This window comes from uncultured Umboniibacter sp. (assembly GCF_947497555.1).
Lineage (GTDB): Bacteria > Pseudomonadota > Gammaproteobacteria > Pseudomonadales > DSM-25080 > Umboniibacter.
The window spans coordinates 69,533-94,337 of record NZ_CANMGY010000004.1; the positions used below are offsets into that span (position 1 = coordinate 69,533).

A 24,805-nucleotide genomic window follows, 5' to 3' on the forward strand; every position below is an offset into this window, starting at 1 on the left:
CCTTGTACGGGATGAGTTACTGAGCGTTGAACATGGCTTGAGCGGTATCGAGCATTCGGTTAGAAAAGCCCCACTCGTTGTCATACCAAGCCATTACTTTAACGAGCTTGCCATTTACGCGTGTCTGAGTAGCGTCAATCGTTGAACTAGCTGGATTATGATTGAAATCGCTTGAAACCAACGGTAATTGGTTAAAACCAACAACACCCGGTGACTGCTCCGCTCGTAGGCGAAGAATCTCATTAACGACTTCGACCGTGGTGTCTTTTTCTACTAAAACAGTCAGATCAACCAGGGAGACGTTCGCAGTTGGCACACGAACTGCCATACCGTCCAATTTGCCCTGAAGCTCAGGCAGGACAAGTCCCACTGCCGCTGCTGCGCCCGTTTTCGTCGGCACCATATTATGCGCCGCTGCGCGAGCTCGATACATATCTGAGTGAGGGCCATCCATCAACATTTGATCAGCGGTATAGGCGTGAACCGTCGTCATATTACCCTGTACAATATTCAGAGCCTTATGAAGAGCCTGTGCCACCGGCGCTAGACAGTTGGTCGTGCAGGAAGCATTCGATACGACGGTATCAGTAGCTGCTAAGGTATCGTCGTTGACACCGAACACAATGGTCTTATCCGCATCTGCCACCGGGGCACTACAAAGTACTTTCTTAGCGCCGGCCGCTAAATGCACTGACGAAGCGTCCTTCGAATTAAACCTACCGGTACACTCCAATACAATATCAACGTCAAGTTCAGCCCACGGTAACTTACTTGGGTCTGCTTGAGATAATAAGGTAATTGCATCACTGCCGATGGTTAGCTGGTTACTATCAAGCGTGACAGTTTCAGGAAAGATACCGTGAACGGTATCGAAATTTAATAAATGCGCGCGATGTTCATTGGACATTAAATCGTTGATAGCGACTAATTGAATCTTCTCGTTAGCCCCTGACTCATAGAGCGCTCGGGTAACCATACGACCAATACGTCCAAAACCGTTAATTGCAACTTTAATCATTTTACTACCTTAATTAATTATCTAATGACAGTTATCTGCGTGTATCGGCGAGACTCTTTTTAACTCGCTGGTACGTTGATTTAGCGCTCTCTCCACGCAGCCTATAGATTGCCGTAGAGAGCAGATCCACCCACATCATCATGAGTAGCCTCGAACTCATAGGAGTCACAAGTTCAGTATTCTCGGTTGAGCGAATAGGCAGAACGAAATCGGCCACCTTTGCTAAGGAGCTCCCCGCGCGAGTAATCGCGATCACCGTGGCATTAGACTCCTTTGCTAATTCAGCGACCTCAATGGTTAGCGAAGTCCGGCCGGTAAATGAGAATAAGACGATACAAACTGATTCGTTTGCCGCGACCGCTGCCATACGTTGCTTTAAGATGTCTTCGTAATAAACAGCCGACACTCCCATGCGGAAAAAGCGATGCTGAGCATCAGCCGCCACAGCAGCAGACGCCCCGATTCCGTAAAACTCCAATCGATTAGCCTGATTCAGGGCGTCCTCAACCGCGTTCATGTCCACCGAGTTAACGGCTGCGGGAAGCGCATCCAAATCTGCCTTAGCCTGACGAATCAGTCCGTGGACAATATCGTTATCCGAGCTGTCATCCACTGCTCCGCCACTAAATTGAGCATCAACTGCCACTGATGACGCTAACTTGAGCTTTAAATCAGGAAATCCATCACAACCTAAACGCTTTGCCAACCTGCCAACCGTTGGTGGGCTTACCTGAGCTTTAGCCGCTAACTCAGCCGTACTAATCCGTGTTGCCGAGATCACATCCGCCAAGATCACTTCCGCCACCGCCCGTTCAGCAGCTGATAGACTCGCGAGCGATGCTTCCATTCGAACTTGTAATTCAGACACAGTAATAACACCTCGTGTAATTTCATTACATATTAACGAAGAATAACCTCAAAGCAAGTAATTTTATTTCACTGTTGTATTGCCACTCTCCGTAGGTGGTTTAAACTATCGGAAACTTTCTCAGAGATAACCCTTAATGGATTTGACCTTTTTACGCTCAATCGTAGGTATTATTTTCCTGTTAGTAGTGGCTTACTGTCTGTCTAGACACAAGAAAAGCATCAACTACCGGACAGTGATCTGCGCGTTCGTCCTGCAATTCTCCATTGGCGCTATGGTTTTGTGGTGGGAACCCGGTAAAGATCTACTGTTCGCGCTCTCCAATGGAGTAAGTAACGTCATTGCCTACGGTACCGAAGGCATCAGTTTTATCTTTGGACCAGAAATAGCTGCGGGCGGCGACGGCAGCATCGGCTTCGTATTTGCCTTCATGGTGCTTCCGATGATCATCTTTATCTCATCACTTATTGCTGTACTCTATTATATTGGCCTGATGGAATGGGTGATTCGCCTCCTTGGGGGCGCACTTCAACGGATCATCAAGACGAGTCGACCTGAATCCCTGTCTGCAGCCGCGAATATATTCGTCGGTCAGACCGAAGCACCGCTCGTAGTGAAACCGTTCCTACCCACTATGACTCGTTCCGAGCTCTTTGCGGTGATGGTCGGCGGTCTTTCTACGGTAGCAGGATCCATTATTGCTGGCTTACTAGCTGTGGGTATTGAACTTAAGTTTTTAATCGCAGCAAGCTTCATGGCGGCTCCAGGCAGCCTATTGATGGCAAAACTTATTCTTCCTGAAACGGAGACGCCAAAGGAGAGCTTAGCTGAACTAGAGCAACCAGAGGATGGACCGGTTAACGTTATCGATGCCGCAGCTTCAGGTGCTGCGAGTGGTCTTCATCTAGCGGCGAATGTTGGCGCGATGGTACTCGCCTTCGTCTCACTCATTGCGCTGCTAAACGGTTTTTTAGGATGGTTTGGCGATGTGACTGGCGTTGCGAACTTCCTAGCTATCGATGCGCTGAGTATGGATTATCTCTTAGGTAAGTTATTTCAGCCTGTGACCTGGCTACTGGGTGTACCGTGGGACGAAGCGGCAATTGCTGGAAGTTTTATTGGCCAGAAAATTGTCATTAACGAGTTTGTCGCCTACCTCGAATTCGCTCAAGTGAAAGAAACGCTAAGCCTAAATACTCAGGTAATTGTTACGTTCGCACTATGTGGTTTTGCGAATTTTTCAAGTATTGCAATTCTCGTTGGCGGTATTGGCGGTATGGCACCCTCTCGTCGTCATGAGATTGCCAAGCTTGGTCTACTTGCGGTGACGGCAGCAACTTTGGCGAACTTGATGAGTGCAACACTTGCTGGTTTCTTCATGACACTGTCTTAGCTCGATACTTTTGTTTGTCACTGGAGACACGACCTCGTCTCTAGTGACACAAATCAACGATTAAACGCATCCGTATCAACCCTATAGCGCCCAATTTAGCCCTAAGACTTAACCCCTAACTCTCTTAACCGCTCAAGCAAATAGCTAGCCTGGGTGTAGCGCTCTGATAACTGTACTTCCGCCCTAGGGTGTAAGAACAGTGGAAGAGATATACGCGATTGAGTAGCCGCCTCACCAACGGGGTTAACCACTCGATGAGTGGTTGATGGGAAGTACCCCCCAGACGCTTCCTGCAGCATATCGCCAATATTAATAACCAGATAGCCAAACTCGCAGGGAACGTCCAGCCATTCATTTTCCTTCGTTAACACTTGAAGACCGGGCTCATTGGCTGCTGGAAGGATGGTTAAGAGGTTGATATCTTCATGTGCCGCCGCCCGAATAGCGTCAGGCTCTTCATCGCCAGACAGCGGCGGGTAATGCAACACGCGTAACAACGTATTTGGAGTATCTTTAATCATGGTCGCCAGCGGCTCTAAATACTTATCGGCTACCTCAACGGGAGAATTGTCCTCTACCCAGTTTAGAAGCTCCGCAGCCAGCTCTGAAGCCTGCTCATAGTAGGATAAGATTTCATCGCTCAAATGTACCGGAATTCTGCCCCATGGATACACGTGATAATATTCCTTTAGATCCTTCTTGCGAGCGCCCTTTGCCGTTTCAGAAATTACCTTAGAGAAATAGCCATCCTGTTTCTCAGGATCAAATTCATAATTGAACTTATCATCACTCAAGAAGAATTCGTACCAACGATCATAGATGGATTGAACAAGCTGTTTACTAATCGGGTGGTTTACTAACACACCGAAGCCGGTTTCTCTCAGTGATTCTACAAAACGTTGAGCAGCGTCTGCTGACCGATAGTCAACTACAGGGATCTGCATGGTTCTTCCTTATTTCTGGAGATTTCTAGTGTCAAATGATTACGCTGACGCAAAGATCACCCTGCGCCAACAATTAACCAGATTATAAACCAAATCCAGAGGGTTTGGCGCACAGCCTCACTAACTCTGCGGTCATATTACAGCTTATGTCAGCGAGCTAAAAAGCTGTTTTTCCAAAAATGGCAGATACGCCCCCGCTTCAATCAAGGTCTGAGCGTCAGCAATATCGGGTGCAAAGTAGCGATCCTTATCGTAGAAGGGAACCACATTACGCAGTAACGCCTTTCCCGCTTCAATCTGCTCACTACTTTTGAGCGGCGCTCTAAAGTCTAAGCCCTGAGCAACGGAAAGTAGCTCTACCGCCAAGATACCTGCCGTGTTCGTATTCATATCCCTCAGTCTTCGCCCTGCGTAAGTAGCCATCGAAACGTGATCTTCCTGGTTAGCCGAGGTTGGCAGCGAATCCACTGACGAGGGGTGCGCTAAGCTCTTATTTTCACTGGCTAATGCCGCTGCGGTGACTTGCGCTATCATGAACCCAGAATTAACACCGCCATTGTCTACCAAGAACGGTGGCAAGCCCGATAAATTCGAATCGATCAATAACGCCATTCGACGCTCGGACAGCGCACCGATTTCTGCAATCGCGAGCGCGATATTATCGGCAGCCATGGCTACCGGTTCGGCGTGGAAATTACCGCCAGAAATAAATTCATCATCCTCGGCAAATACTAGCGGATTATCGGAGACTCCATTCGCCTCGACATGCAAGATCTTAGCCGCATTTTCTAGCTGTTGAAGACACGCCCCCATCACCTGTGGTTGACAGCGAAGCGAGTATGGATCCTGAACCTTTTGACAGTCGATATGTGCCTCGCCCAGCTCACTGGAACCCAGAAGACGGCGATATATTGCCGCGGTAGCGATTTGTGCCTCATGGCCACGTGCCAGATGTATGCGCTCATCAAAGGGCCTACGGGAGCCCATAGCGGCGTCTACGCACATCGCGCCGGTAACCATCGCTGCCGCAAAGTTATCTTCGGCCCCAAATAACCCCATTAATGCAAACGCGGTTGATGCTTGGGTACCGTTGAGCAATGCCAGCCCCTCTTTAGGCGCTAGGCTAATTGGTTTGAGGCCTGCCAATACCAGCCCGTCCTTCGCTGGTAGACGTTCGCCATCAACAATAACCTCACCTTCGCCCAATAGAACAATACTCATATGAGCCAGTGGCGCCAGATCACCTGAGGCGCCAACTGACCCCTTCTCTGGAATGGCTGGATAGACCTCGTGATTCACCAATTGCGTTAGCGCTTCGATTACTTGTAGGCGAATACCTGAGAAACCGCGTGCTAGCGAGTTGATCTTAAGCACCATCAAGAGACGAACCATTTCCGGGGCCATTAGATTGCCAACGCCTGCGGCATGCGACAGCACGATGGAGCGCTGGAGCAGTTCAAGATCTTCCTCTGCTATCGTAGTGTTCGCGAGCAACCCGAAACCGGTATTCACACCATACACGGTTCGTCCCTCGGTGATGACACGCTGCACAGCGTCAGCCGACGCATTGACAGCGGCAAAACAGCTTTCGGCTAATTTAATCTGCACACGATTGCGAGCTATAAAGCGTAAATCGGATAACGTCAATTCTCCGGGAGTGATTAGAAATTCCTGCATCTTATAGCCCCCCTAACATGGGTAAATCGAGGCCTTGCTCGCGGGCACATTGCTTGGCGATATCGTATCCTGCATCCGCATGGCGCATGACCCCGGTGGCGGGATCATTCCACAGTACGCGTTTTACTCGTTCGGCGGCTTCATCGCTACCGTCACAAACAATCACTACACCGGAGTGCTGGGAGTAACCCATACCTACCCCTCCGCCGTGATGCAAGGAAACCCACGTTGCACCGGATGCGGTGTTCAACAGCGCATTAAGAAGCGGCCAATCTGAGACCGCGTCGCTGCCATCCATCATGGCTTCAGTTTCTCGATTGGGACTCGCTACCGAACCCGAATCTAAGTGATCCCTACCAATAACAATCGGGGCTTCAAGCTCGCCGTCGGCAACCATTTGATTGAATGCGGCAGCTAAGCGCGCACGATCCTTCAAACCCACCCAACAGATTCTGGCCGGAAGCCCTTGGAAATTAATTCGCTCACGCGCCATATCTAACCAATTGTGAAGGTGCGGATCATCGGGAATCAGCTCTTTAACTTTCGCATCCGTCCGGTAAATATCCTCTGGGTTACCTGACAGCGCAACCCAACGAAACGGGCCAATCCCTTCACAAAATAATGGTCGAATATAAGCCGGTACGAACCCTGGAAAATCAAAGGCCGCAGTCACTCCCATGTCCTTGGCCATCTGACGGATATTATTTCCGTAGTCAACGACTGCTGAGCCAGCGCTCTGGAATCCCAGCATTGCCTCAACCTGCAGCGCCATCGACTGTTTGGCCGCCAGCATCACAGCCGCTTCGTTCTCAAGACGTTTCGCCACCGCCTCTGCCAAACTCCAGCCTTGAGGCAAATAGCCATTCAGCGGGTCATGTGCCGAGGTTTGATCGGTCACTACGTCCGGAATAACGCCTTGTTCGAGCAGATCAGGGTAGACATCCGCTGCGTTGGCACACAGCCCAATGCTGATTGCTCTGCCCGCTAACTTAGCCTGTTCAAGACGCTGTAAGGCATCGCTTAGGTTATCAGCCTGCTCGTCCAAATAACCGGTTCGAAGACGAAAATCGATACGTTCCTGATCCACTTCTACCGCAAGCATCGAGAATCCAGCCATGGTTGCAGCAAGTGGCTGTGCACCACCCATACCGCCTAAGCCGCCGGTAAGGATCCATCGTCCAGCAGCACTACCATTGAAGTGCTGCTTTGCCATCGCAACAAAGGTCTCGTAGGTTCCTTGAACGATGCCCTGTGAGCCAATATAAATCCATGACCCCGCTGTCATCTGCCCATACATGGCCAGTCCCCTCTTATCGAGCTCATTGAAATGTTCCCAATTGGCCCAAGCTGGCACAAGATTTGAGTTGGCGATGAGTACCCGCGGCGCATTCGCATGCGTGGTAAACACCCCTACTGGCTTACCCGATTGAACCAGCAGTGTTTGCTCGTCAGTCAAACGCTGCAGCACATCAATAATTCGATCATAACTCTCCCAATCGCGGGCAGCTCGACCAATTCCGCCGTAAACTACCAATTCCTGTGGTTTCTCGGCAACGTCAGGGTGGAGGTTATTCATTAACATCCGCATCGCCGCCTCCGTTTGCCAAGATTGGCAAGTACGAACGCTACCAGTTGGAGATTTTATTATTCGATTATTATCAATTCGCGTATTCATGATATGTCCTAGCTATAGTCTAAGTCGGCGCTAAGCTTGTAGCGCTCTCCGGGGTAGATGAGTTCAGCAAGTGACACAATGCCACTGCGACTCGCAGTAATTCGTTCTATTTGAAGGCAGGCTGTACCCGCTGAAATTTCTAGATTTTCGGCCGCAATCTCGCTCGCGCTTACTGCACTAATGGTTGAGGATGCTGACTGCAATGGTGAAACCTCACTCAGGTAGGCATTGGGAGTCATTAGCACGAAGTCCTGCTGCAAATACTCGGGAATCGCTGAGCGCTTAACATAACGTTGCTCCCACTGCAGCGGACGATCATTTTGACAGTGTACGATGCTGGAATAGAACACCTGTTCGCCTGGTGCCAACTCAAATAAATTGGCGATGTGAGCGCTCGGATCGCGCTCCTCTAAAACCAGCAATCGTGCTTGATAGCGATGCCCTAGCGCTGTGATTTCCTCAGCGATATTTCGCACTGACATGGTAGAACCCGACGCTGCAAGGTCTCGAACGAAGGTTCCCTTGCCTCGAATACGGGTGACGACATTGGTTGCCAAGAGTGCCTCAAGTGCCTTGCGAGCAGTCATTCTGCTCACATCGAACTGGATCGCCAGCTCATTCTCCGATGGCACTCGATCATGACTGACCAGCAAACCCTGCTCGATTTGTGTCAGAATGTGTTCTTTAATTCGTTGATAATGCGGTGCATTCATATTAGAGCTTGATATCGTATTGTCGACTATGGTTGTATATACAACACAATTTTAGTGAGTGCTGTCAAGTTATGTTGTTTGATCTAATTATAAAAAATGCCAATCTTGCGCTGACGGGCAATGCGCTTAGCGCCACCGAATTGAATTGCCATTACGGTGCATCAATAGGCGTAAAAGACGGAATCATTATCGTAATCTGGCCAGCCGAAGAGGATATTGACGGCAGCGCAACCGAAGTTATCGACGCTACCGGGCAGTGGTTGCTTCCCGGATTGGTGGACTGTCATACCCATTTAGTATTCGCCGGTAATCGTGCCGATGAATTCGCGCGTCGCGCGAGAGGCGAGAGTTATGAGCAAATTGCGGCAGCCGGGGGCGGCATTCTATCCACCGTAAACGCCACTCGTAAAGCCAGTGAAGACGAGCTCTTCGAAGCGAGTGTAATTCGCGCTAAAGCACTCGTCAGTCAGGGAGTTACCCATCTCGAAATTAAATCGGGCTACGGACTCGATTGGGAGAACGAGGCCAAAATGCTCCGGGTCGCAAAGCGAATATCGAGCGAACTCAACATTGAAATTAGCAGTACCTACTTAGGTGCTCATGCCCTGCCCCCTGAATATCGTTCCAATCGTACTGGCTACGTCGATGCAATTTGCACTGAGCATATCCCCAAAATAGCTCAGCTCAAGCTCGCTGAGACTGTTGATATGTTCTGTGAGGGAATTGGTTTTAGCGAGGCTGAATGCGAGCGCATCATAAAAGTTGCTAAGTCATTGGGCCTGAAGGTTAAAGCGCACGCTGAGCAGCTCAGCCATTCGGGCGGTGCTGCGTTAATAGCTAAGCACCAGGGGTTGTCGGCCGATCATATTGAATATTTGAGCGTCACCGACGTTCAAGCCATGGCTAAGAACGACGTCGTTGGCGTACTCCTTCCAGGGGCTTTCTATACGCTCAAAGACACGCAAAAACCACCTATAAAGAGTTTGCGTCAAGAGGGCGTGGTCCTCGCGGTTGCGACGGATTTAAACCCGGGCAGTTCGCCCATTGGCTCGCTACTATTAGTCGCCAATATGGCGGTGAATCAGTTTGATCTAAGCATTGAGGAGGCGCTTTGGGGGATCACGCTGCGCGCAGCTAAAGCGCTTGGGTTGCAGGATAGCCGAGGCAGCATCGCCGTGGGTAAACGCGCTGATCTCTGCCTTTGGCCCATTGATACCCCAGAGCAGCTAATTGTTGAAATTGGCTTACACCGCCCAACGAAAATGTGGAGTGCGGGTCAGGAGATTAAGCTATGAACTTCGACTGGCAAGGACGAATAGATACTGAGGATGGTCCCCTAGCAGAGCGATGGCATCAGCGTATGAATACGATTCGCGAACCTAATGCCAAAACACTCGCCTTACTTGGTTTTAAAACGGACGAAGGCGTGGCGAGGAATAAAGGCAGAATTGGCGCCAAAGACGGTCCTAATGCGCTCCGTGCTGCGGCCGCTAATCTGCCTGTTAGTCATCCCATTAACCTCCGAGATGATGGCGACATAGCGGTTCAAGGAAGTGACCTAGAGAGCGCTCAAGCTGATGTAGGCAACTGGGTCGCCAACAAGCTTCGCTGCAATGAATTCCCGCTGGTCATTGGCGGTGGTCATGAAATTGCCTATGCGAGTTACCTGGGTTGGCGAAATTGGGCGGCGGGAGCTCGTACTTTGGGAATTATCAACCTTGACGCCCATTTGGACCTCCGCAAGCCCAATCCACAGGGTTCTTCCGGTACGCCCTTTTACCAAATAGCCCAGTCGATGGAACGCGATAATCAACCGTTTAAATACTGGGTGCTGGGCGCCAGCGAAGTCGCGAATACCACTGCGCTCTTCAACCGCGCAGCAGACTTAGGCGTGAGGGTAAACTATGACAGTGAGTTGAATTTGAGCAGCCTAGACCATCTTGAGGCGGATATTCTTGAGTTCTGCAAGACGGTAGACGATATCTACCTCACCATTGATCTAGACGTACTTCAGGCCGCGTTTATGCCCGCTGTCAGCGCACCTGCTGCTGGCGGCTTAAGTTTGGCGATTGTCGAACGGCTCATCGCACAGGTGATGACCAGTGGCAAAGTGAGGTTAGCAGACTTAGCTGAGTTGAACCCCGTCTATGATATTGACGGTTTAGGCGCAAAAACGGCTGCCCGATTACTCTATCGGATCAGCCGTTATCTGTAGCGATATGCCATTATCTAGCAAATTTTCTTTTGCTAGATGGACACGTGTTGAAGTTTAGAGCGTGCACGCCGCTACGGCTTGCTTAGCCGCTTCGGTGATGGCTGACCAGTTACCCGCTGTAATATTCGCGTTATCAACCATCCAGCTACCACCTACACAAACCACATTTGGTAGTGCCAGGAAGTCCTTGGCATTAGCCGGTCCAACCCCTCCCGTTGGGCAGAACTTAATATCAGCTAAAGGTCCACTCATGGCCTTAAGAAGACTGACGCCGCCTACCACAGTAGCGGGGAAAAGCTTGACGACCTCAAAACCATATTCGGCCATCTTCATTGCTTCTGAAGGCGTAGCGACGCCCGGCACAAACGGCACTGGCCCCTTGCTCACCACATCGGCTAGCGCCGAAGTACAGCCTGGGCTAACACCAAATTGTGCGCCGGCGGCAACCGCGGCATGCCATTCAGCTTCAGTGCGAACGCTACCCACGCCAACCACGGCATCAGGGACGTTAGCGCGAATTGCCTCGATGGCACCCAATGCTGCATCGGATCTCAACGTAACTTCCAATACCTTAATTCCACCCTCAACCAGGGCGTTGGCAAGGGGTACAGCGTCTTCTACACGCTCAATAACTAATACCGGCAGCACTTTGGCGGCCAGCAACAATGACTTACTATCCATGAATACTCTCTTATTTTGTCCAATAGGCGGTAACGGAGTGAGCGTCGCGAATTAAAGCTCGGATTGGCATTTCATTCACCGCACCGACCCCACACGCTTGCTCGAATACTTTTCGCTTCTCATCCCCTGCCATCAGTAACATACGCACTGGGCAGTTACTCAAGTAGGCGTAGCTAACGGTTAGGCGCTGAAGGTTTGCACCCGTGACTTCAGATTGTTTTGCCGTCACCGCACACACTGGTGCAGCAGTTGGTGATAATGCTTCGTCTAAGCCCTGAGCATCGGGAAACCAACTCGCGGTATGGCCATCACTGCCCATGCCAATAATGGCGCAGTCGGGCGTGTTCAGATCTCGCCAGGCTAGAGCGCGATCCGCGGCAACAGCTTCGAGCTCACCCGCTTGAAATAGAGGCCAAAAAGTAGCCGTACTCGCTTTGTTAACCAGCAGCGTGGCACGAATCATTGCCTCATTACTGGCCGGATGATCAAGCGGTACAAAACGGTCATCGACCATGACGATATCCACTTTATCCCACGGTAAGTCGAGTTGACTCAACGCCTGATAAAGCGCCTTAGGTGAGTTGCCACCCGACACCGCAAAGCAGCCGCGGCCACGTTCCTGAATAGCATCGATTAACGACTCACCAATGACTTCAATCAGGGCAGCTAACTGCTCGTCAACCGATGAAAATTCAATAATCGCCATGAGACTAAGCTTCCTCGTTGGTGCCGACGTTGAACCAACGACGGCCATCGGCGGTAAGTAAGCGGTCAGAGGCATCAGGCCCCCAACTTCCGGAACGATACAGTGATGGTGTACCCGCCTTGCGCCAGTGCTCGATAATGGGATCAACCCAAGTCCACGCAGCGGTTGCTTCCTCACGGTGCACGAACAAGCTCGCATTGTTGTTGGCAGCATCTAGAATCAGGCGCTTGTAGGAATCACTGTAAACGGCGTCGTAGGTGTCAGCTAAGTTCAAATCTAGGGTGACTGGCTTAAGCGTCATATCCTGACAGTCCAATTGCTTGGTCATCACGTGCAATTGGATTTTCTCCTCCGGCTGAAGGCGAATCACTAGACGGTTAGCTCGTGGCTTCTCCGACGAGTTGGGAAACACATTGTGCGAAACGTCTTTGTATTGGATAACAATTTCTGCACAGCGCCTTGCCAAACGCTTACCTGTCCGGAGATAAAACGGAACCTTCGACCAGCGCCAGTTATCAATAAATGATCGCACCGCAACAAAGGTTTCCGTTGTAGAGTTATCATCTAACTCCTCAAGGTAACCGCGAACCATGCTGCCATTAACTTGCCCAGCCACATACTGTCCACGCACGGTATGAAGGTCTACATCGCCGTCCACAATAGGACGAAGCGCCTTGAGCACCTTAACCTTCTCCGAACGAATATCATCCGCATTCAAAGTATTAGGTGATTCCATTGCCACTAAGCAAAGTAGCTGCAATAAATGGTTTTGTAACATATCCCGTGCAGCACCCGCCGCATCGTAGAAATTAGCCCGCCCTTCTACGCCAACTTCCTCTGAGATAGAAATTTGCACATGATCGATGGTTTTGGCATCCCAGAGATGCTCAAACATGGTGTTACCAAAGCGCAGAGCCATCAAATTTTGAACCGGCTCTTTACCAAGGTAATGGTCAATACGGAAGGTTTGACGCTCATCAAAATAGAGTGCCATTTTGGAGTGAAGTTCATTGGCAGAAGCGGCGTCATAACCAAGCGGCTTCTCAACCACAACACGCGAATTCTCGTGGTTAAGCTTGAAGTGGTCAAGTTGCTCGCAGCAGAGGCCAAAAATCGTTGGCGGGATAGCAAGGTAGAACACCCGAGCACGCTCAACGTTGCTGTCTAACAAAGCCTCTAGATCCAACCAGCTGTCATTCGCTTCAGCAATATCTACTACTACTGGCTTTACCAGAGTCATGAATTGCTGTGCCGAGGTCACATCATATTCATCGGACTTCAGAAACTCGATAAGCTTATTAAGGATATGGTCCTTAATGGTGCTAACTTCTTCCTGAGTACGCAAAGTAATAATTAATTGCGACTCAGGGCTAAACATGCCCTCTTTAAACGCCCGATACATTGCGGGAATTAGCTTGCGACTACTAAGGTCGCCACCGCCGCCAAAAATCACCAAATCAAAGGCTTGCGCCGACATGATTATTCTCCCAAGTTAAAAAATGATCCGCCCTTCTCTGCTTCAGAGACGAGCGATCTAAAACCGCTGAATAATTCTCTACCGTAACCCTGCTGCGCAATCTCTGGCATTTGTACTTCGCGTTCAAGCCATTCTTCGCCGTCCACCAGCAAGCTTCCTGCTATACAATCTAGATGAATCATATCACCATCGCGAATCTTTGCGATATTTCCGCCGTCGAGTGCTTCCGGTGACATATGGATTGCCGCTGGCACTTTACCTGACGCACCGGACATTCGACCATCGGTAACCAACGCTACTTTGAAGCCGCGATCCTGAAGAACCCCGAGTACTGGCGTCAATTCATGTAACTCTGGCATTCCCTTCGCCTTTGGCCCTTGAAAACTCAGTACCGCAATGAAGTCTTGCTCAAGTTCACCTGCGGCGAAGGCATCCTTAAGCGCTTGCTGGCTATGAAACACCTTAGCTGGCGCTGAAATCTTTTGGCGTTCAGGTGCTACCGCACTCACTTTAATCACACTTCGGCCGACATTACCCGTAAGTAACTGCAGTCCACCGTTGGCGCTGAAAGGCTCGGCTGCCGTGCGAATAATGTCTTCATCCAGTGAAGCGGTAAGTGATGTATCCCAAACTACCTTATCACCTTCAAGCTTCGGCGTGGCACGATAGTGATTTAAACCGAAGCCGGCAACGGTATTCACCTCTTCATGAAGTAATCCAGCATCAAGTAGATTGCCAATTAACACTGCCGTACCGCCCGCCGCATGGAAATGGTTCACGTCAGCGGTTCCGTTTGGATAAATACGACACAGTAGCGGTACTACCGCAGATAGCTTAGCAAAGTCATCCCAAAGTAGTTTGACGCCCGCCGCAGCGGCCATCGCCATAAGGTGCAAGGTGTGATTCGTGGAACCACCACTCGCTAATAGCGCCACAATGGCATTTACAAAGGCCTTCTCATCCGCTAATTCTCCCATAGCTGGGGCCGTTTCAAATGCCGCGGTAACGGCTGCACGAGATAGCGCGTCACGGAGGCCACCACTTGGCGGAACGAATGAGCTGCCCGGCAACTGAAGACCCATGACCTCAAGCACCATCTGGTTCGAATTTGCCGTACCGTAGAACGTACAGGTACCAGCGCTGTGGTAGGAAGCGGACTCCGCGGCAAGTAATGCGTCGCGATCAGCTTTTCCTTCGGCAAACAATTGGCGAACACGCACCTTCTCGCTGTTACTTAAACCCGTCGACATAGGTCCGGCCGGAACAAACACCGCAGGTAAATGGCCAAAGCGAAGTGCGCCAATGACTAGCCCAGGGACAATTTTGTCACACACGCCCAAATAGAGCCCGGCGTCAAACACGTCGTGTGACATCGCCACGGCGGCCGACATCGCAATGAGATCTCTAGAAAACAGCGACAGCTCCATGCCACCGCGACCCTGAGTAACCCCGTCGCACATTGCAGGAACACCACCCGCTACCTGAGCGCTACCGCCTAATTCGCGAGCTTGAGCCTTTAACTGATCGGGATAATGCTGGTACGGCTGGTGCGCTGACAACATGTCATTAAAAGCCGTCACGATACCAACGTTTTTAGCTCGACCGACGGCCAAAAGATCTTTATCGGTTTGATCACAGGCTGCCATCGCATGCGCTAAATTTCCGCAGCTTAGATGTTTACGTGGTGGTTCCGCTGAACGGGCGGCCGTCATGTCAGCCAGATAGCGCGCTCGGCTAGCTTTTGAACGTTCAGTGATTTTCTGCGTCACTTCAGTGACTACAGGATGAAGGGGGATAGCGTTAAGCATGATATACCGGCCTCTTGTAATACGTTAGGGCTTCTTTAAATACGCAGCGCCATCCTTTAGGCGGTGGTGCTCCACACATCACATCCACCTAAAAGACAGCGCTGTCAGGAGTTACTCTGACAGTAAATGACAGCGCTGTCAAACCTTTCCAAAAAGAATCCTAAGCGGTTCGTAGCGAACCGATGGTAAAGCATAGTTGATGATTACAACCCCAGCGCATTAGACGACTCTGGTCTATGCTTCGCTACACATCTAGCTCACCAACACATAAATCATTAGCGTTACCGCGCCCAGTAGATTAAAGTGCGGCAGAAATTTAGCCCATCGAAAATCACCTACTTTAGGGCACATTAGACGCAACCAAGGGAAGACCAATGAACGACGGTAATCGCGAACTCAGCTTTTCAGATCTCTGCCACGCACACTTGAAGCTGCAGGGTCACGATGAAGCAACCAGCATCCAAACCCGTGCGTTCGCCAACGATGGTGACAAGGTCTTTCTCCTTGCGCCAACCGGCGAGGGCAAAACCTTAGCTGCCATCATTCGCTACCTTGATCAATTAGAGGCTGGACGACGATTTCAATGCCTCGTGTTACTTCCCACCCGTGAATTGGCACAACAGTGGTATGACGTAATTCAAGGCGTAATTGAGGACACCCCTCTCTCCGCCTATGCACTCATCGGTGGCGAAGACTACAAAGCTCAGGCCAGCGCGCTAGAGCGCGGCGCCGATATCTTAGTTGCCACCGTTGGCCGACTAGAAACCCATCTTGAAAGTCAACGTACGCTGCTAGAGGAAGTTGATTTTCTGATCATCGATGAGGCGGATCAGCAGCTAGGCCCAGATAAGATTCAGGAAATGGTAGGGCTTTACCAAAAGCTGCCGGCTATTCCAACCTACGTCAGCCTGCTGTCGGCAACCATGCATCGCAACACACTTAGATTATGCGAACAGCATCTCGGCTTTCGACCTGACGTGATTAAAAGCGCTCATGTTGATAGGGCCTCGCTTCAACTGCTGATCACCCCAGCCGATGACCGCGCCCACAAATTAAGACTGTTAGTAGCGTGGCTAGAGCGCAATAAAGAGGGCAAGCAAGTTGTTTTCTGTAGCCGTCAAGAGCAGGCACAAACACTTGAAGGCAAGCTTAAGTATCATGGTATTAATGCTGCAGCACTTCACGGGGCTCTCACACCAAAGGGGCGTCGGGTGGTGATCGAGAATTTCCGAAACAGTGATAGCGCCGTATTAGTCACCACAGATCTATCAGCCCGAGGCCTTGATATTGAGAAGGTGAACGCGGTCGTCAACGTTGACAGCCCAAAACAATTCGATATTTTCTGTCATCGCATTGGTCGCGGAGGTCGCGGTGGTGGCGCTAATACCGTAGTGAACTTTGTTATCGCTGCCGAATGGAATCGTGTAGTGGGGTTTGCCCGCCGCCTAGAGCTCCCCATACAATCATGGCTGCCACAGGAATTAGCGGGGCTTTATCGCGGCCCGAAGAAACTCAAAGCTTCTGGAAAAGCTGCCGGAAGCAAAAAGAAGAAATCGAGCGCAAAAACAGCAGGAAAAAAGAACAAGAAGACGAAATCCAAGCGTAAGTAATTGCCTCGTCCGCTCGGAGGAGGCAAACTAGGTCTAAAACTACAAAGAGACCTCACATGAACGCCGTCATCCTTGCTGTTCTTCTTATGCTCGGTTTAAGCATTAGCCGAGTTCCTGTCGTTGCCGCCATTGTGGTTTCGGCCATCGCTGCAGGTCTTTCCTCTGGCATGGACCTCCAAGCCACTATCAACTCCTTTGAAGCGGGTATTGGCTCCGGCGCCAGCACAGCATTGAGTTATGCGATGCTGGGTGCTTTCGCGGCAGCCATGGCGCAATCTGGTATTCCCCAATTTTTAGCTACTAAATTTCTCGGGGCCTCTGCAGGTGCTGGCAAATGGATGCTTTTCTTTGCCCTCGGGATCGCCGCAGTCATGTCACAAAACGTTATCCCGATCCACATTGCCTTTATTCCTCTTGTGGTTCCTGCTCTGCTTGGCATGATGACGAAACTCCATATCGATCGACGGGCGGTTGCCTGTGTCATGAGTTTTGGTTTAGTGACTACCTACATGATTCTGCCGGTGGGTTTCGGTGGTATTTATATTAATGAAATATTGCTCGCCAATATTGAATTAGCCGGCTTAATGGTAGACGGCGTGAATATCTTTGAAGCAATGTGGTTGCCAGCACTCGGGATGTGTCTGGGGCTACTATTCGCGTTACTGGTAAGCTATCGCGACCCGCGCAGCTACCAATTCAGTAACGAACACCACACCACCCAAGCCGCTGACACCATTAGTCTAAAACCGCTGCTTGTTGGCGCACTGGCGGTGATCTTAGCGTTCACAGTTCAGCTCTATACAAGTTCTATGATCATCGGAGCGCTGTCAGGGTTTGCAATCTTTTCGCTTAGTGGCGTTCTTAATTGGCGGGCGGTGGACGACACCTTCATTCAAGGTATGCGCTTAATGGCCAATATCGGCTTTATCATGATTGCGGCGGCAGGGTTTGCGAACGTTATTCAAGATACTGGTGAAGTCACCACCTTAGTCGATGCTACCGCGAATTTTGTTGGCGGTAGTGCAGCGCTAGGTGCTTTGCTAATGTTGGTGGTTGGCTTATTTGTCACGATGGGAATTGGTAGCTCGTTTTCTACGGTACCCATTATTGCTACCCTATTTGTTCCCCTATCATTAGAGTTGGGTTTATCGCCACTGGCCATCGTCGCCCTCGTAGGGACTGCGGGTGCGCTTGGTGATGCCGGTTCACCGGCCTCCGATACAACGCTTGGGCCAACCGCCGGTCTTAACGTAGACGGCCAACATGATCATATCCGAGACACCGTCATCCCAACCTTTTTGCACTACAACATACCGTTACTGGTATTTGGCTGGTTAGCGGCAATGGTACTGAGCGCCTAATCCTCATGTAACATCCAACCCTAAACAACGCCGAGTAAAGTGTTAAATGTTGCGCTTCAAAATTGGCAATTAGGGTTGGCTTTTGAACGTGACGATTAGCAATGGATGCTAATTCATTGCCGTCACGTGGGTTTATTCTACACTAACGAATACTGATCAAATTTTGAGGTTCTATAACATGCAATCGCGTCATGCTCTAAAACTCACAGCACTACTCGCATTAACCGCTTCGCTGAGCGTCAATGCTGATATTGATAAATGGGAATGGTTGGAAGCCGTTGAGAGCGAAGCATCACTCAGCTGGGTGGAGAAGCATAATCAAGCTACCGCCGAACAGTTAGAGGACCCTCTCTACAACACACTCTACAGCACAGCTCTAGAGGTTCTCAATCAAGAGGGGCAGTTGAGTGGTGCCTATGCTATTGGTGATTACTACTTCGAACTTAAGAAGACTGAGGATAATCCACGCGGCGTGCTAATACGTTCGCCCAACGAGGCATTTCTTGCGGGCGAAGCTCAGTGGGAAACCGTCCTAGATGTTGACGCGCTAGCCGAAAGTGAAGGCAAGCCCTGGGTCTATCACGGCCTCAACTGTTATCAAAATGATCCGGCGCAATGCCTAGTGTCACTTTCACCCGGCGGTACTGATGCCGACGAGGTAAGAGAATTTAACGCACTCACCGGAGAATTTATCAACGATGGCTTCTATCTACCTCTGGCCAAATCCTCGGTCAGTTGGGTTGACGCTAACACCTGGATCATCGCCACTGATTTTGGTGACGACTCACTCACCGATTCGGGTTACCCGCGAAAACTAAAAATTCATAACCGCGGCGACGATTTGGCAGAGGCCAAGCTCATCTATGTAGGTAACAGATCCTCAGTGAGTTCTGGTGCTTATACCTTAGGACCGGCCGAAGATAGTCATTTAGTGATTTTTGAAAGCACGAGTTTTTGGACTCGCAACTACTATCTTAGTGATCCAGATACCAACCTCATCACACAGCTCAAGATCCCGAACAGTGCCATTCTCTTGGGACGGCTAGCGGGTCAGTGGGTTATTTCGCTAAAAAAAGAATGGCAGTTGGGTGAATATAGCTATCCGGCGGGTGCCATTGTGCTGGCTTCCAATGAGCAGCTTAGGCTGAACGGCGAGCTCTTTATCTTAGCAGAATCAAGCCGCGAGCAAATTATTGAGGACACCACCGTCACGGATCAAGGTATTCTGATTGTGAGCCTTCGGGACGTGGTTGCAGAAGCCCACTGGTATGCACCCCAAGAAGATGGTGTTTGGACTAAAGAGCAAATACTGCTCCCAGACCACGGTACGGTCTCACTTCAGTCTATTGATGAGAATTCAGGTAAAAGTCTGCTTCGATTCGAAAGCTTTCTGGTACCACCTACCCTCTATGCCTTCGACCCAACTGATAGCTCTGTGACTCAGGTAGAGCAACAATCAGCGACCTTTGACGCAAGCCCCTACACGGTCAGCCAGTTCTTCGCGACCTCAGCAGATGAGACTAAAGTGCCCTATTTCGTCGTGCACCGGCAGGATATCAACCTGAATGGCGCTAATCCCGCTCATATCTTTGCCTACGGCGGTTTCCGCTCTTCGCTAACGCCCAGTTACTCGGGAAGCTATGAAGCAACCAATGGCTCCTATGGCAAGCTATGGCTAGAACGCGGCGGTGTTTACGTGATTGCCAATATCCGTGGTGGCGGTGAGTATGGCCCTGAATGGCATTCCGCAGCACTGCGAGAGAATCGCCCACGTGCTTTTTCTGACCTAGAAGCCGTAGCGCGTGATCTTGCGAGCCGTCAGATTAGCTCCGCCGAATACACCAGCATTGAAGGTCGTAGTAATGGTGGTCTTCTAACGGGCGCTGCTCTGGTTCGCCATCCCGAGCTCTATAGTGCTGTCATTAGCGGCGTCCCACTGTTAGACATGCAGCGCTATCATCTACTTCTCGCGGGTGCCAGCTGGATGGGCGAATATGGAGACCCTGACTCCGAGGACTGGAATTTTATTGGTGCCTACTCGCCCTACCAAAACGTGCGTGCCGATGTCGCCTACCCTCCGGTATTCTTCTACACCTCAACCCGCGATGATCGCGTTCACCCTGCACATGCACGGAAAATGGCTGCCAGAATGATCGAACAGGGACATGAGGTCTACTATTACGAGAATCTGGAAGGTGGTCATGGTGGCAGTGTGACCAATGAACAACTAGCACACCGCCTGGCCCTATCCTATCGCTTCCTGCTAAATGCGCTGCCGGCTGCAACGCCTAATTAGGCGAAACAAAGCGGTTCTGCTAGCAAACGCTGGTAGGGCTGCTCACGATGTAGCTTTAGCTAGCTAAACTCGATATCCAGCCTTGGATTAGACAAATAATTAGCCGTCGTTTGACGGCTAATTCTGTTATAGTTAATAAACACTAATTTTTTTCCAGAAGATCACGTGAAAGCTAAAGGCCCCAGCAAAAAAGAAGTTCGTCAGCAGATGCAAAATGACATGAATCGCTTCCTCAAAGCAGGAGGGGCCGTGGATGTTATTCCCCGTGGGGAAACTGGGCGCGTTGTGAAAAATGGTGTCCCAGCCGCGGTCGCTGACTTATTTACGGGCCCTAAGTCGCCAAAGCGTGAATACCTAACCGATGTGATCAAGAATATGGAATCACGTAGGAAACCATCCGCTGAAAAGCCAACCCCGTCTCGTACACCACCACCCAAACAAGTACCCGTCTACGATGACTTCGGGGAAATAGTTCGCTACGAGTGGCGCTAATGATCGCTTTTGGACCTCCTCCGCTTGATATTCTCCTGCAAACCGAACACTTCATTGTCGTCAATAAGCCCGCCAATCTCCTTAGCGTGCCTGGACGGGGTATTGAGAAGCTTGATTCAGTGATACATCGGGCACGTAGTCAATTTGGCTTTGCTGAGGCGGTACACCGGCTTGATATGCCAACCTCCGGCATCATGTTGGTTGCGCTGAGTAAAGAAGCTGATAGAGCCCTAAAACGCCAATTCAGTGAACGAACTACACGTAAACGCTACGAAGCCATGATTTGGGGCGCGCCTGCTCAGCCATCGGGAGTGATTGACCAACCGTTAATTTGCGACTGGGAAAATCGACCGCGGCAGATTGTCTGCTACGAACATGGCAAGCCCTCGCAGACACAATGGGAAGTCACAGAACAGCGTTCGGATAGAAGCCGCGTCTCGCTAATACCCATCACCGGCCGCTCACATCAGTTACGAGTGCACTTGCAGTGGCTGGGCCATCCCATTTTGGGTGACGAATTCTATGCCGAGGGCGCTGCCAAAGATGCCTCGAGCCGGTTGCTATTACACGCCACTGAACTTGATTTTGATGACCCGATAACTGGGGTACGCCACCAGCTGCAGTCAGCGGTACCCTTTTGACTAGTCGCTATGAGAGAGCCAACACCATGACTGAATTTCCTTATTTGATAGACGCCAATAGCGTACAAGACCTCCTAGCCAACCACGGCACTGCCGTCATTAATCTCGTGGCCGCTTGGTGCCCCGATTGTTACGAAGCTCAGGCGGCAAACTTAGAATCTCTGAGAGGCCCGCTGATTGAGGATGGCGTGATGTTTGCCAACCTACTGGTTCAAGAGCAAAAGAATGAATACCTCTCCCCACTTCACCAAGCCTTAACCCTAGGTTTTGGCGGTCACGGATTCCCACGGACTGTGCTCATCCTCAATGGCGAGCCGGTATCAACCGACAACGTAGAAGTGACTGAAACTGACGCGCTTACTCAATTAGCGAGTCGTTTCCTGAAGTTGGTTAACGAGTAGCTCAACAATATGATGCACTGGGCGCTGAGTGTGTTGACTGAGCGCCACCTCACAGGCTCCGTTGATATAGACGCCCCGCTGACAACTGTCCCATTGCTTCGCAATCTTTCCCCCCGCATGGGCGGCCAGGTCGTCATTTAAGAATTGTTTCACACCACCGCCACCGCAGCATGATTGCGGGAACGTGTGCACTATGGCGCTACAGTAACCGGCCAGAGACACTAACTTCTGATAGTCCTCTTCGGTGAGCTCACAACCGAAATGAACAGCAATCGGTTCGTCGGTCTGAGCGAAGCTGAGTTTTGGCAACACTGAGCTCAATAGAAAGTCCATCAGGTTGGTGAACGGCCTTACCGCCTGATTAACCGTATTGAAACAACTCTGCGCATCCACCAAAACAATGGCATCCTCTGGCAACTCGCTCAGCACCCCTGCTAACTCCTGTTGTTTCTCGTCTGCTAATTGGCCTTCACCGCGATTGGACCACTGCTGGCCACAGCACAGGCCATTATCCCTAGCAATCGTCTCCACCTGATAGCCTGCGTGCGCAAGTAGCTCAATGAACTGTTCATCGGTGCTCCCTTGCGGACCACCAAATAAACGTGCGCCACAGGAGACGAGTAAAAAGACGGTCTTCGGTTCAGTCTCTGAAGTCAGCAGACGATCAGCGCATTGTTGCTGAGCCAGCGCTTTTCTTTTAGGTGAAGCTGCGGGCGGCGGTAGGTAGCGAGGAAGCGGCAAAGTGAACTGACGAACCAGTTGGCCATAGCCGCGTTGCCAAGCCTTGGGCCATCGCCCAACCATTAGGTGAAACAGCTGGAAGCCTAGCCGATAGACCGACAACAGTTGGCCCCAATGACGGACTTTCCAAGCTCGCTGCCAGCGGACAAAACCTCCAGCTTGAGCAGAAGACGAACCCTCTTCGCTATTCAATTTTCTGACTTTACGCGGCTTCCCCGCCGCGAAATTTCCGACTGCTACACCGGTATCAATCCCGACAGGACAAACCGAAGCGCAAACACTGCATTGCGCACAGCTTTGGTCAATATCATACTTTAGCTGTGCTATCGGAATAGTCTGTTGGCGTCGCAGCGTCGCGATCCGTTGCCGCGGCGAGAGGGTTAAGTCAGAGCTTGGACACACGGGCTCACAAAAGCCGCATTCAATACACTGGTCGATCACCGAATCTACCAGCGGCATCCGTTTTGTATGCTTCATGTGAGCCGTCGCATCGGCGTTGATAATTACCCCGGGGTTCAGGCGATTTTCAGGATCTATAAGTGCTTTAATGCGGGTCATTAGACGATAGGCTTCATGACCCCATTCCTTTTCGACGAAGGGAGCCATTGCGCGTCCCGTGCCATGTTCAGCCTTAAGAGAACCTTGGAAACGACCCACTATGACCTCGCTCAGCTCTGCCATAAAGGATTCGAAACACGCTAAGTCATGGTCATCATTCAAATTGGGAGTTACGATGAAATGCAGGTTACCGTCCAGTGCGTGACCAAAAATCACCGCATTTTCATAAAAGTTGTGCTTCTGCAACTGAACTCTCAACGCCAAGACCATTTCCGCTAAGTGCTTGGGCGTCACGGCTATATCTTCAATAATCACCGTCGTGCCAGCGGGACGTTGGGCTCCCACCACAGGGAATATTCCCGTGCGAACATTCCAAAGTGCTTGGCAAGCCGCTTCATCGTACTCAAACTCCACAGCTCGACTCAAACCAGAAAACTCCGCGGCGACCACCGTTTCTGCCAGTCGTCTAGTTGGTACTTCACTATCCGCAGAGACTTCAACCAGAAGGACCGCAGCGCCATCTTCCAAAGTATTCAGCCAAGGCGGGACGCCCGGCTTATTGCGCATCGTCGCGATTGAGCTGTAATCGAGCAGCTCAGCCGCCGCCACATTCATCGCCCCAATCATCGGAATGGCTTCACAGGCTTTATGAATATCACGGAAGGCTAAAAGTGCCGTAGCTCGGCATGGCGGAGCGCTTACGGTATCGAGCTCTACCTGATCGATGAACGCTAAGGCACCCTCCGAGCCCACCACCAAATGCGAGAGAATATCAACGCCGTCAGTGAAATCAACCAGGCTATTGATACTAAATCCGGTGGTATTTTTAATTTCGTATTTGCGTCGTATCAACTGACATAGCGCAGCATTTTGCTGCGTCCGCGCCGCTAAGTCCTGAAGCTCTGCCAATAACACGCGGTGCGTGCGTTTGAAATCAGCCACTGACTTCGCTGAACCGGTATCCAGTAAGGTTCCATCTGCCAATACCATCCTCAGAGAACGCAAGGTGTGATAGCTATTACGCTTCACGCCGCAACACATTCCCGAGGAGTTATTGGCAACAATCCCGCCCATCATAGCGACTTTTAAGGTAGCTGGATCCGGGCCAATTTTACGATTGAATTTAGCCAATGCCGCATTTGCCTCGACACCGCGAACCGCTGAGCCCAGCCTAATGACGTGTCCCGCTTGGCTAACTATTAAGCTCCGAAAACCTGTAAAGCCCAGACGGACTAATATGCCTTCGCCCACCGCCTGTCCAGACAATGAAGTCCCGGCAGCACGAAATGTTACGCCGAGCTTAAACTGTTCGGCAATGTGGAGAACACTCTGAAGCTGTTCAACTGAATCTACCGTGACGACGGCTTTTGGCGTGATCGCGAAGTAACTAGCGTCGGTTGACCAAGCGCTTAAGCGCGGTTCGGTGGCGCAGACGCGCTGCGAGCCCAATGAGGATTCTAAGGTACTGATCAGCCGATTCATGAAAACTTCCTTGGTTTTCACTAAGACTAACGGCTTTTATAAATAATT

At 50.7% G+C, this 24,805-nt stretch carries 20 protein-coding genes; 9 read left to right on the forward strand and 11 right to left on the reverse strand.

What is annotated here, in order from left to right:
- Positions 1 to 16: 16 nt before the first annotated feature.
- Both gap and Q0698_RS06485 read right to left on the reverse strand, forming a co-directional pair.
- Positions 17 to 1,018, reverse strand: coding sequence for a type I glyceraldehyde-3-phosphate dehydrogenase (gap, locus tag Q0698_RS06480; protein WP_298634918.1), 1,002 nt, complete (start codon positions 1,016 to 1,018; stop codon positions 17 to 19).
- A 31-nt stretch (positions 1,019 to 1,049) separates the two neighbouring features.
- Positions 1,050 to 1,886: an SIS domain-containing protein gene (locus tag Q0698_RS06485; RefSeq protein ID WP_298634920.1), complete on the reverse strand. Its 837-nt coding sequence runs from the start codon at positions 1,884 to 1,886 to the stop codon at positions 1,050 to 1,052.
- A 136-nt stretch (positions 1,887 to 2,022) separates the two neighbouring features.
- On the opposite strand from Q0698_RS06485, the gene Q0698_RS06490 reads away from it, so the two are divergent.
- Positions 2,023 to 3,279, forward strand: a complete 1,257-nt coding sequence (locus Q0698_RS06490; RefSeq protein WP_298634922.1) for a NupC/NupG family nucleoside CNT transporter — start codon at positions 2,023 to 2,025, stop codon at positions 3,277 to 3,279.
- 101 nt (positions 3,280 to 3,380) lie between these two features.
- Here Q0698_RS06490 and Q0698_RS06495 read toward each other — a convergent pair whose 3' ends face one another.
- The 4 genes from Q0698_RS06495 to hutC form a co-directional block, all read right to left on the reverse strand.
- The gene (locus Q0698_RS06495; protein WP_298634924.1) at positions 3,381 to 4,223 is read right to left on the reverse strand and encodes a 2OG-Fe(II) oxygenase family protein; all 843 of its coding nucleotides are present in this window, start codon (positions 4,221 to 4,223) and stop codon (positions 3,381 to 3,383) included.
- A gap of 144 nt (positions 4,224 to 4,367) precedes the next feature.
- Entirely contained in the window at positions 4,368 to 5,900 is a 1,533-nt protein-coding gene (gene hutH, locus Q0698_RS06500) for a histidine ammonia-lyase (protein WP_298634926.1), read from the reverse strand.
- A gap of 1 nt (position 5,901) precedes the next feature.
- Positions 5,902 to 7,575 carry a urocanate hydratase gene (hutU, locus tag Q0698_RS06505; protein ID WP_298634928.1) on the reverse strand — a complete coding sequence of 558 codons (1,674 nt, stop codon included), beginning with the start codon at positions 7,573 to 7,575 and terminating at the stop codon, positions 5,902 to 5,904.
- A gap of 8 nt (positions 7,576 to 7,583) precedes the next feature.
- Positions 7,584 to 8,288 (reverse strand): histidine utilization repressor, encoded by a 705-nt coding sequence (gene hutC, locus Q0698_RS06510; RefSeq protein ID WP_298634930.1) that lies wholly within the window; start codon positions 8,286 to 8,288, stop codon positions 7,584 to 7,586.
- A 71-nt stretch (positions 8,289 to 8,359) separates the two neighbouring features.
- Here hutC and hutI point away from each other — a divergent pair, with 71 nt between their 5' ends.
- Together hutI and hutG are read left to right on the forward strand one after the other, a co-directional pair.
- Positions 8,360 to 9,583 (forward strand): imidazolonepropionase, encoded by a 1,224-nt coding sequence (hutI, locus tag Q0698_RS06515; protein WP_298634932.1) that lies wholly within the window; start codon positions 8,360 to 8,362, stop codon positions 9,581 to 9,583.
- Complete coding sequence (gene hutG, locus Q0698_RS06520) at positions 9,580 to 10,503, forward strand: formimidoylglutamase (RefSeq protein WP_298634934.1); 924 nt, start codon at positions 9,580 to 9,582, stop codon at positions 10,501 to 10,503. Before hutI ends, hutG begins: the two co-directional genes overlap by 4 nt.
- Positions 10,504 to 10,557: 54 nt before the next feature.
- Here hutG and eda read toward each other — a convergent pair whose 3' ends face one another.
- From eda to edd, 4 genes are read right to left on the reverse strand one after another with little or no spacing between them, the layout of a single operon-like run.
- Entirely contained in the window at positions 10,558 to 11,184 is a 627-nt protein-coding gene (gene eda / locus Q0698_RS06525) for a bifunctional 4-hydroxy-2-oxoglutarate aldolase/2-dehydro-3-deoxy-phosphogluconate aldolase (protein ID WP_298634936.1), read from the reverse strand.
- Positions 11,185 to 11,194: 10 nt separating this feature from the next.
- Entirely contained in the window at positions 11,195 to 11,965 is a 771-nt protein-coding gene (gene pgl / locus Q0698_RS06530) for a 6-phosphogluconolactonase (protein WP_298634938.1), read from the reverse strand.
- The gene (gene zwf / locus Q0698_RS06535; protein WP_298634940.1) at positions 11,895 to 13,367 is read right to left on the reverse strand and encodes a glucose-6-phosphate dehydrogenase; all 1,473 of its coding nucleotides are present in this window, start codon (positions 13,365 to 13,367) and stop codon (positions 11,895 to 11,897) included. The genes pgl and zwf overlap by 71 nt, the downstream gene beginning before the upstream one ends.
- 2 nt (positions 13,368 to 13,369) lie before the next feature.
- Entirely contained in the window at positions 13,370 to 15,175 is a 1,806-nt protein-coding gene (gene edd / locus Q0698_RS06540) for a phosphogluconate dehydratase (RefSeq protein ID WP_298634942.1), read from the reverse strand.
- Positions 15,176 to 15,549: 374 nt separating this feature from the next.
- Between edd and Q0698_RS06545 the strand changes: the two genes are divergently transcribed.
- From Q0698_RS06545 to Q0698_RS06570, 6 genes are all read left to right on the forward strand, one after another.
- Entirely contained in the window at positions 15,550 to 16,785 is a 1,236-nt protein-coding gene (locus tag Q0698_RS06545; protein ID WP_298634944.1) for a DEAD/DEAH box helicase, read from the forward strand.
- A 56-nt stretch (positions 16,786 to 16,841) separates the two neighbouring features.
- Entirely contained in the window at positions 16,842 to 18,146 is a 1,305-nt protein-coding gene (locus tag Q0698_RS06550) for a Na+/H+ antiporter NhaC family protein (protein WP_298634946.1), read from the forward strand.
- A 178-nt stretch (positions 18,147 to 18,324) separates the two neighbouring features.
- Positions 18,325 to 20,442 carry a prolyl oligopeptidase family serine peptidase gene (locus Q0698_RS06555; protein ID WP_298634947.1) on the forward strand — a complete coding sequence of 706 codons (2,118 nt, stop codon included), beginning with the start codon at positions 18,325 to 18,327 and terminating at the stop codon, positions 20,440 to 20,442.
- A gap of 165 nt (positions 20,443 to 20,607) precedes the next feature.
- Positions 20,608 to 20,934, forward strand: coding sequence for a hypothetical protein (locus Q0698_RS06560; protein ID WP_298634949.1), 327 nt, complete (start codon positions 20,608 to 20,610; stop codon positions 20,932 to 20,934).
- Positions 20,934 to 21,575, forward strand: a complete 642-nt coding sequence (locus Q0698_RS06565; RefSeq protein ID WP_298634951.1) for a pseudouridine synthase — start codon at positions 20,934 to 20,936, stop codon at positions 21,573 to 21,575. Before Q0698_RS06560 ends, Q0698_RS06565 begins: the two co-directional genes overlap by 1 nt.
- Positions 21,576 to 21,601: 26 nt before the next feature.
- Positions 21,602 to 21,976: a hypothetical protein gene (locus tag Q0698_RS06570; protein WP_298634953.1), complete on the forward strand. Its 375-nt coding sequence runs from the start codon at positions 21,602 to 21,604 to the stop codon at positions 21,974 to 21,976.
- Here Q0698_RS06570 and Q0698_RS06575 read toward each other — a convergent pair.
- A complete protein-coding gene (locus Q0698_RS06575; RefSeq protein ID WP_298634955.1) occupies positions 21,941 to 24,757 on the reverse strand; it encodes an FAD-binding and (Fe-S)-binding domain-containing protein in 2,817 nt (938 codons plus the stop codon). The genes Q0698_RS06570 and Q0698_RS06575 overlap by 36 nt on opposite strands.
- Positions 24,758 to 24,805: the final 48 nt, after the last annotated feature.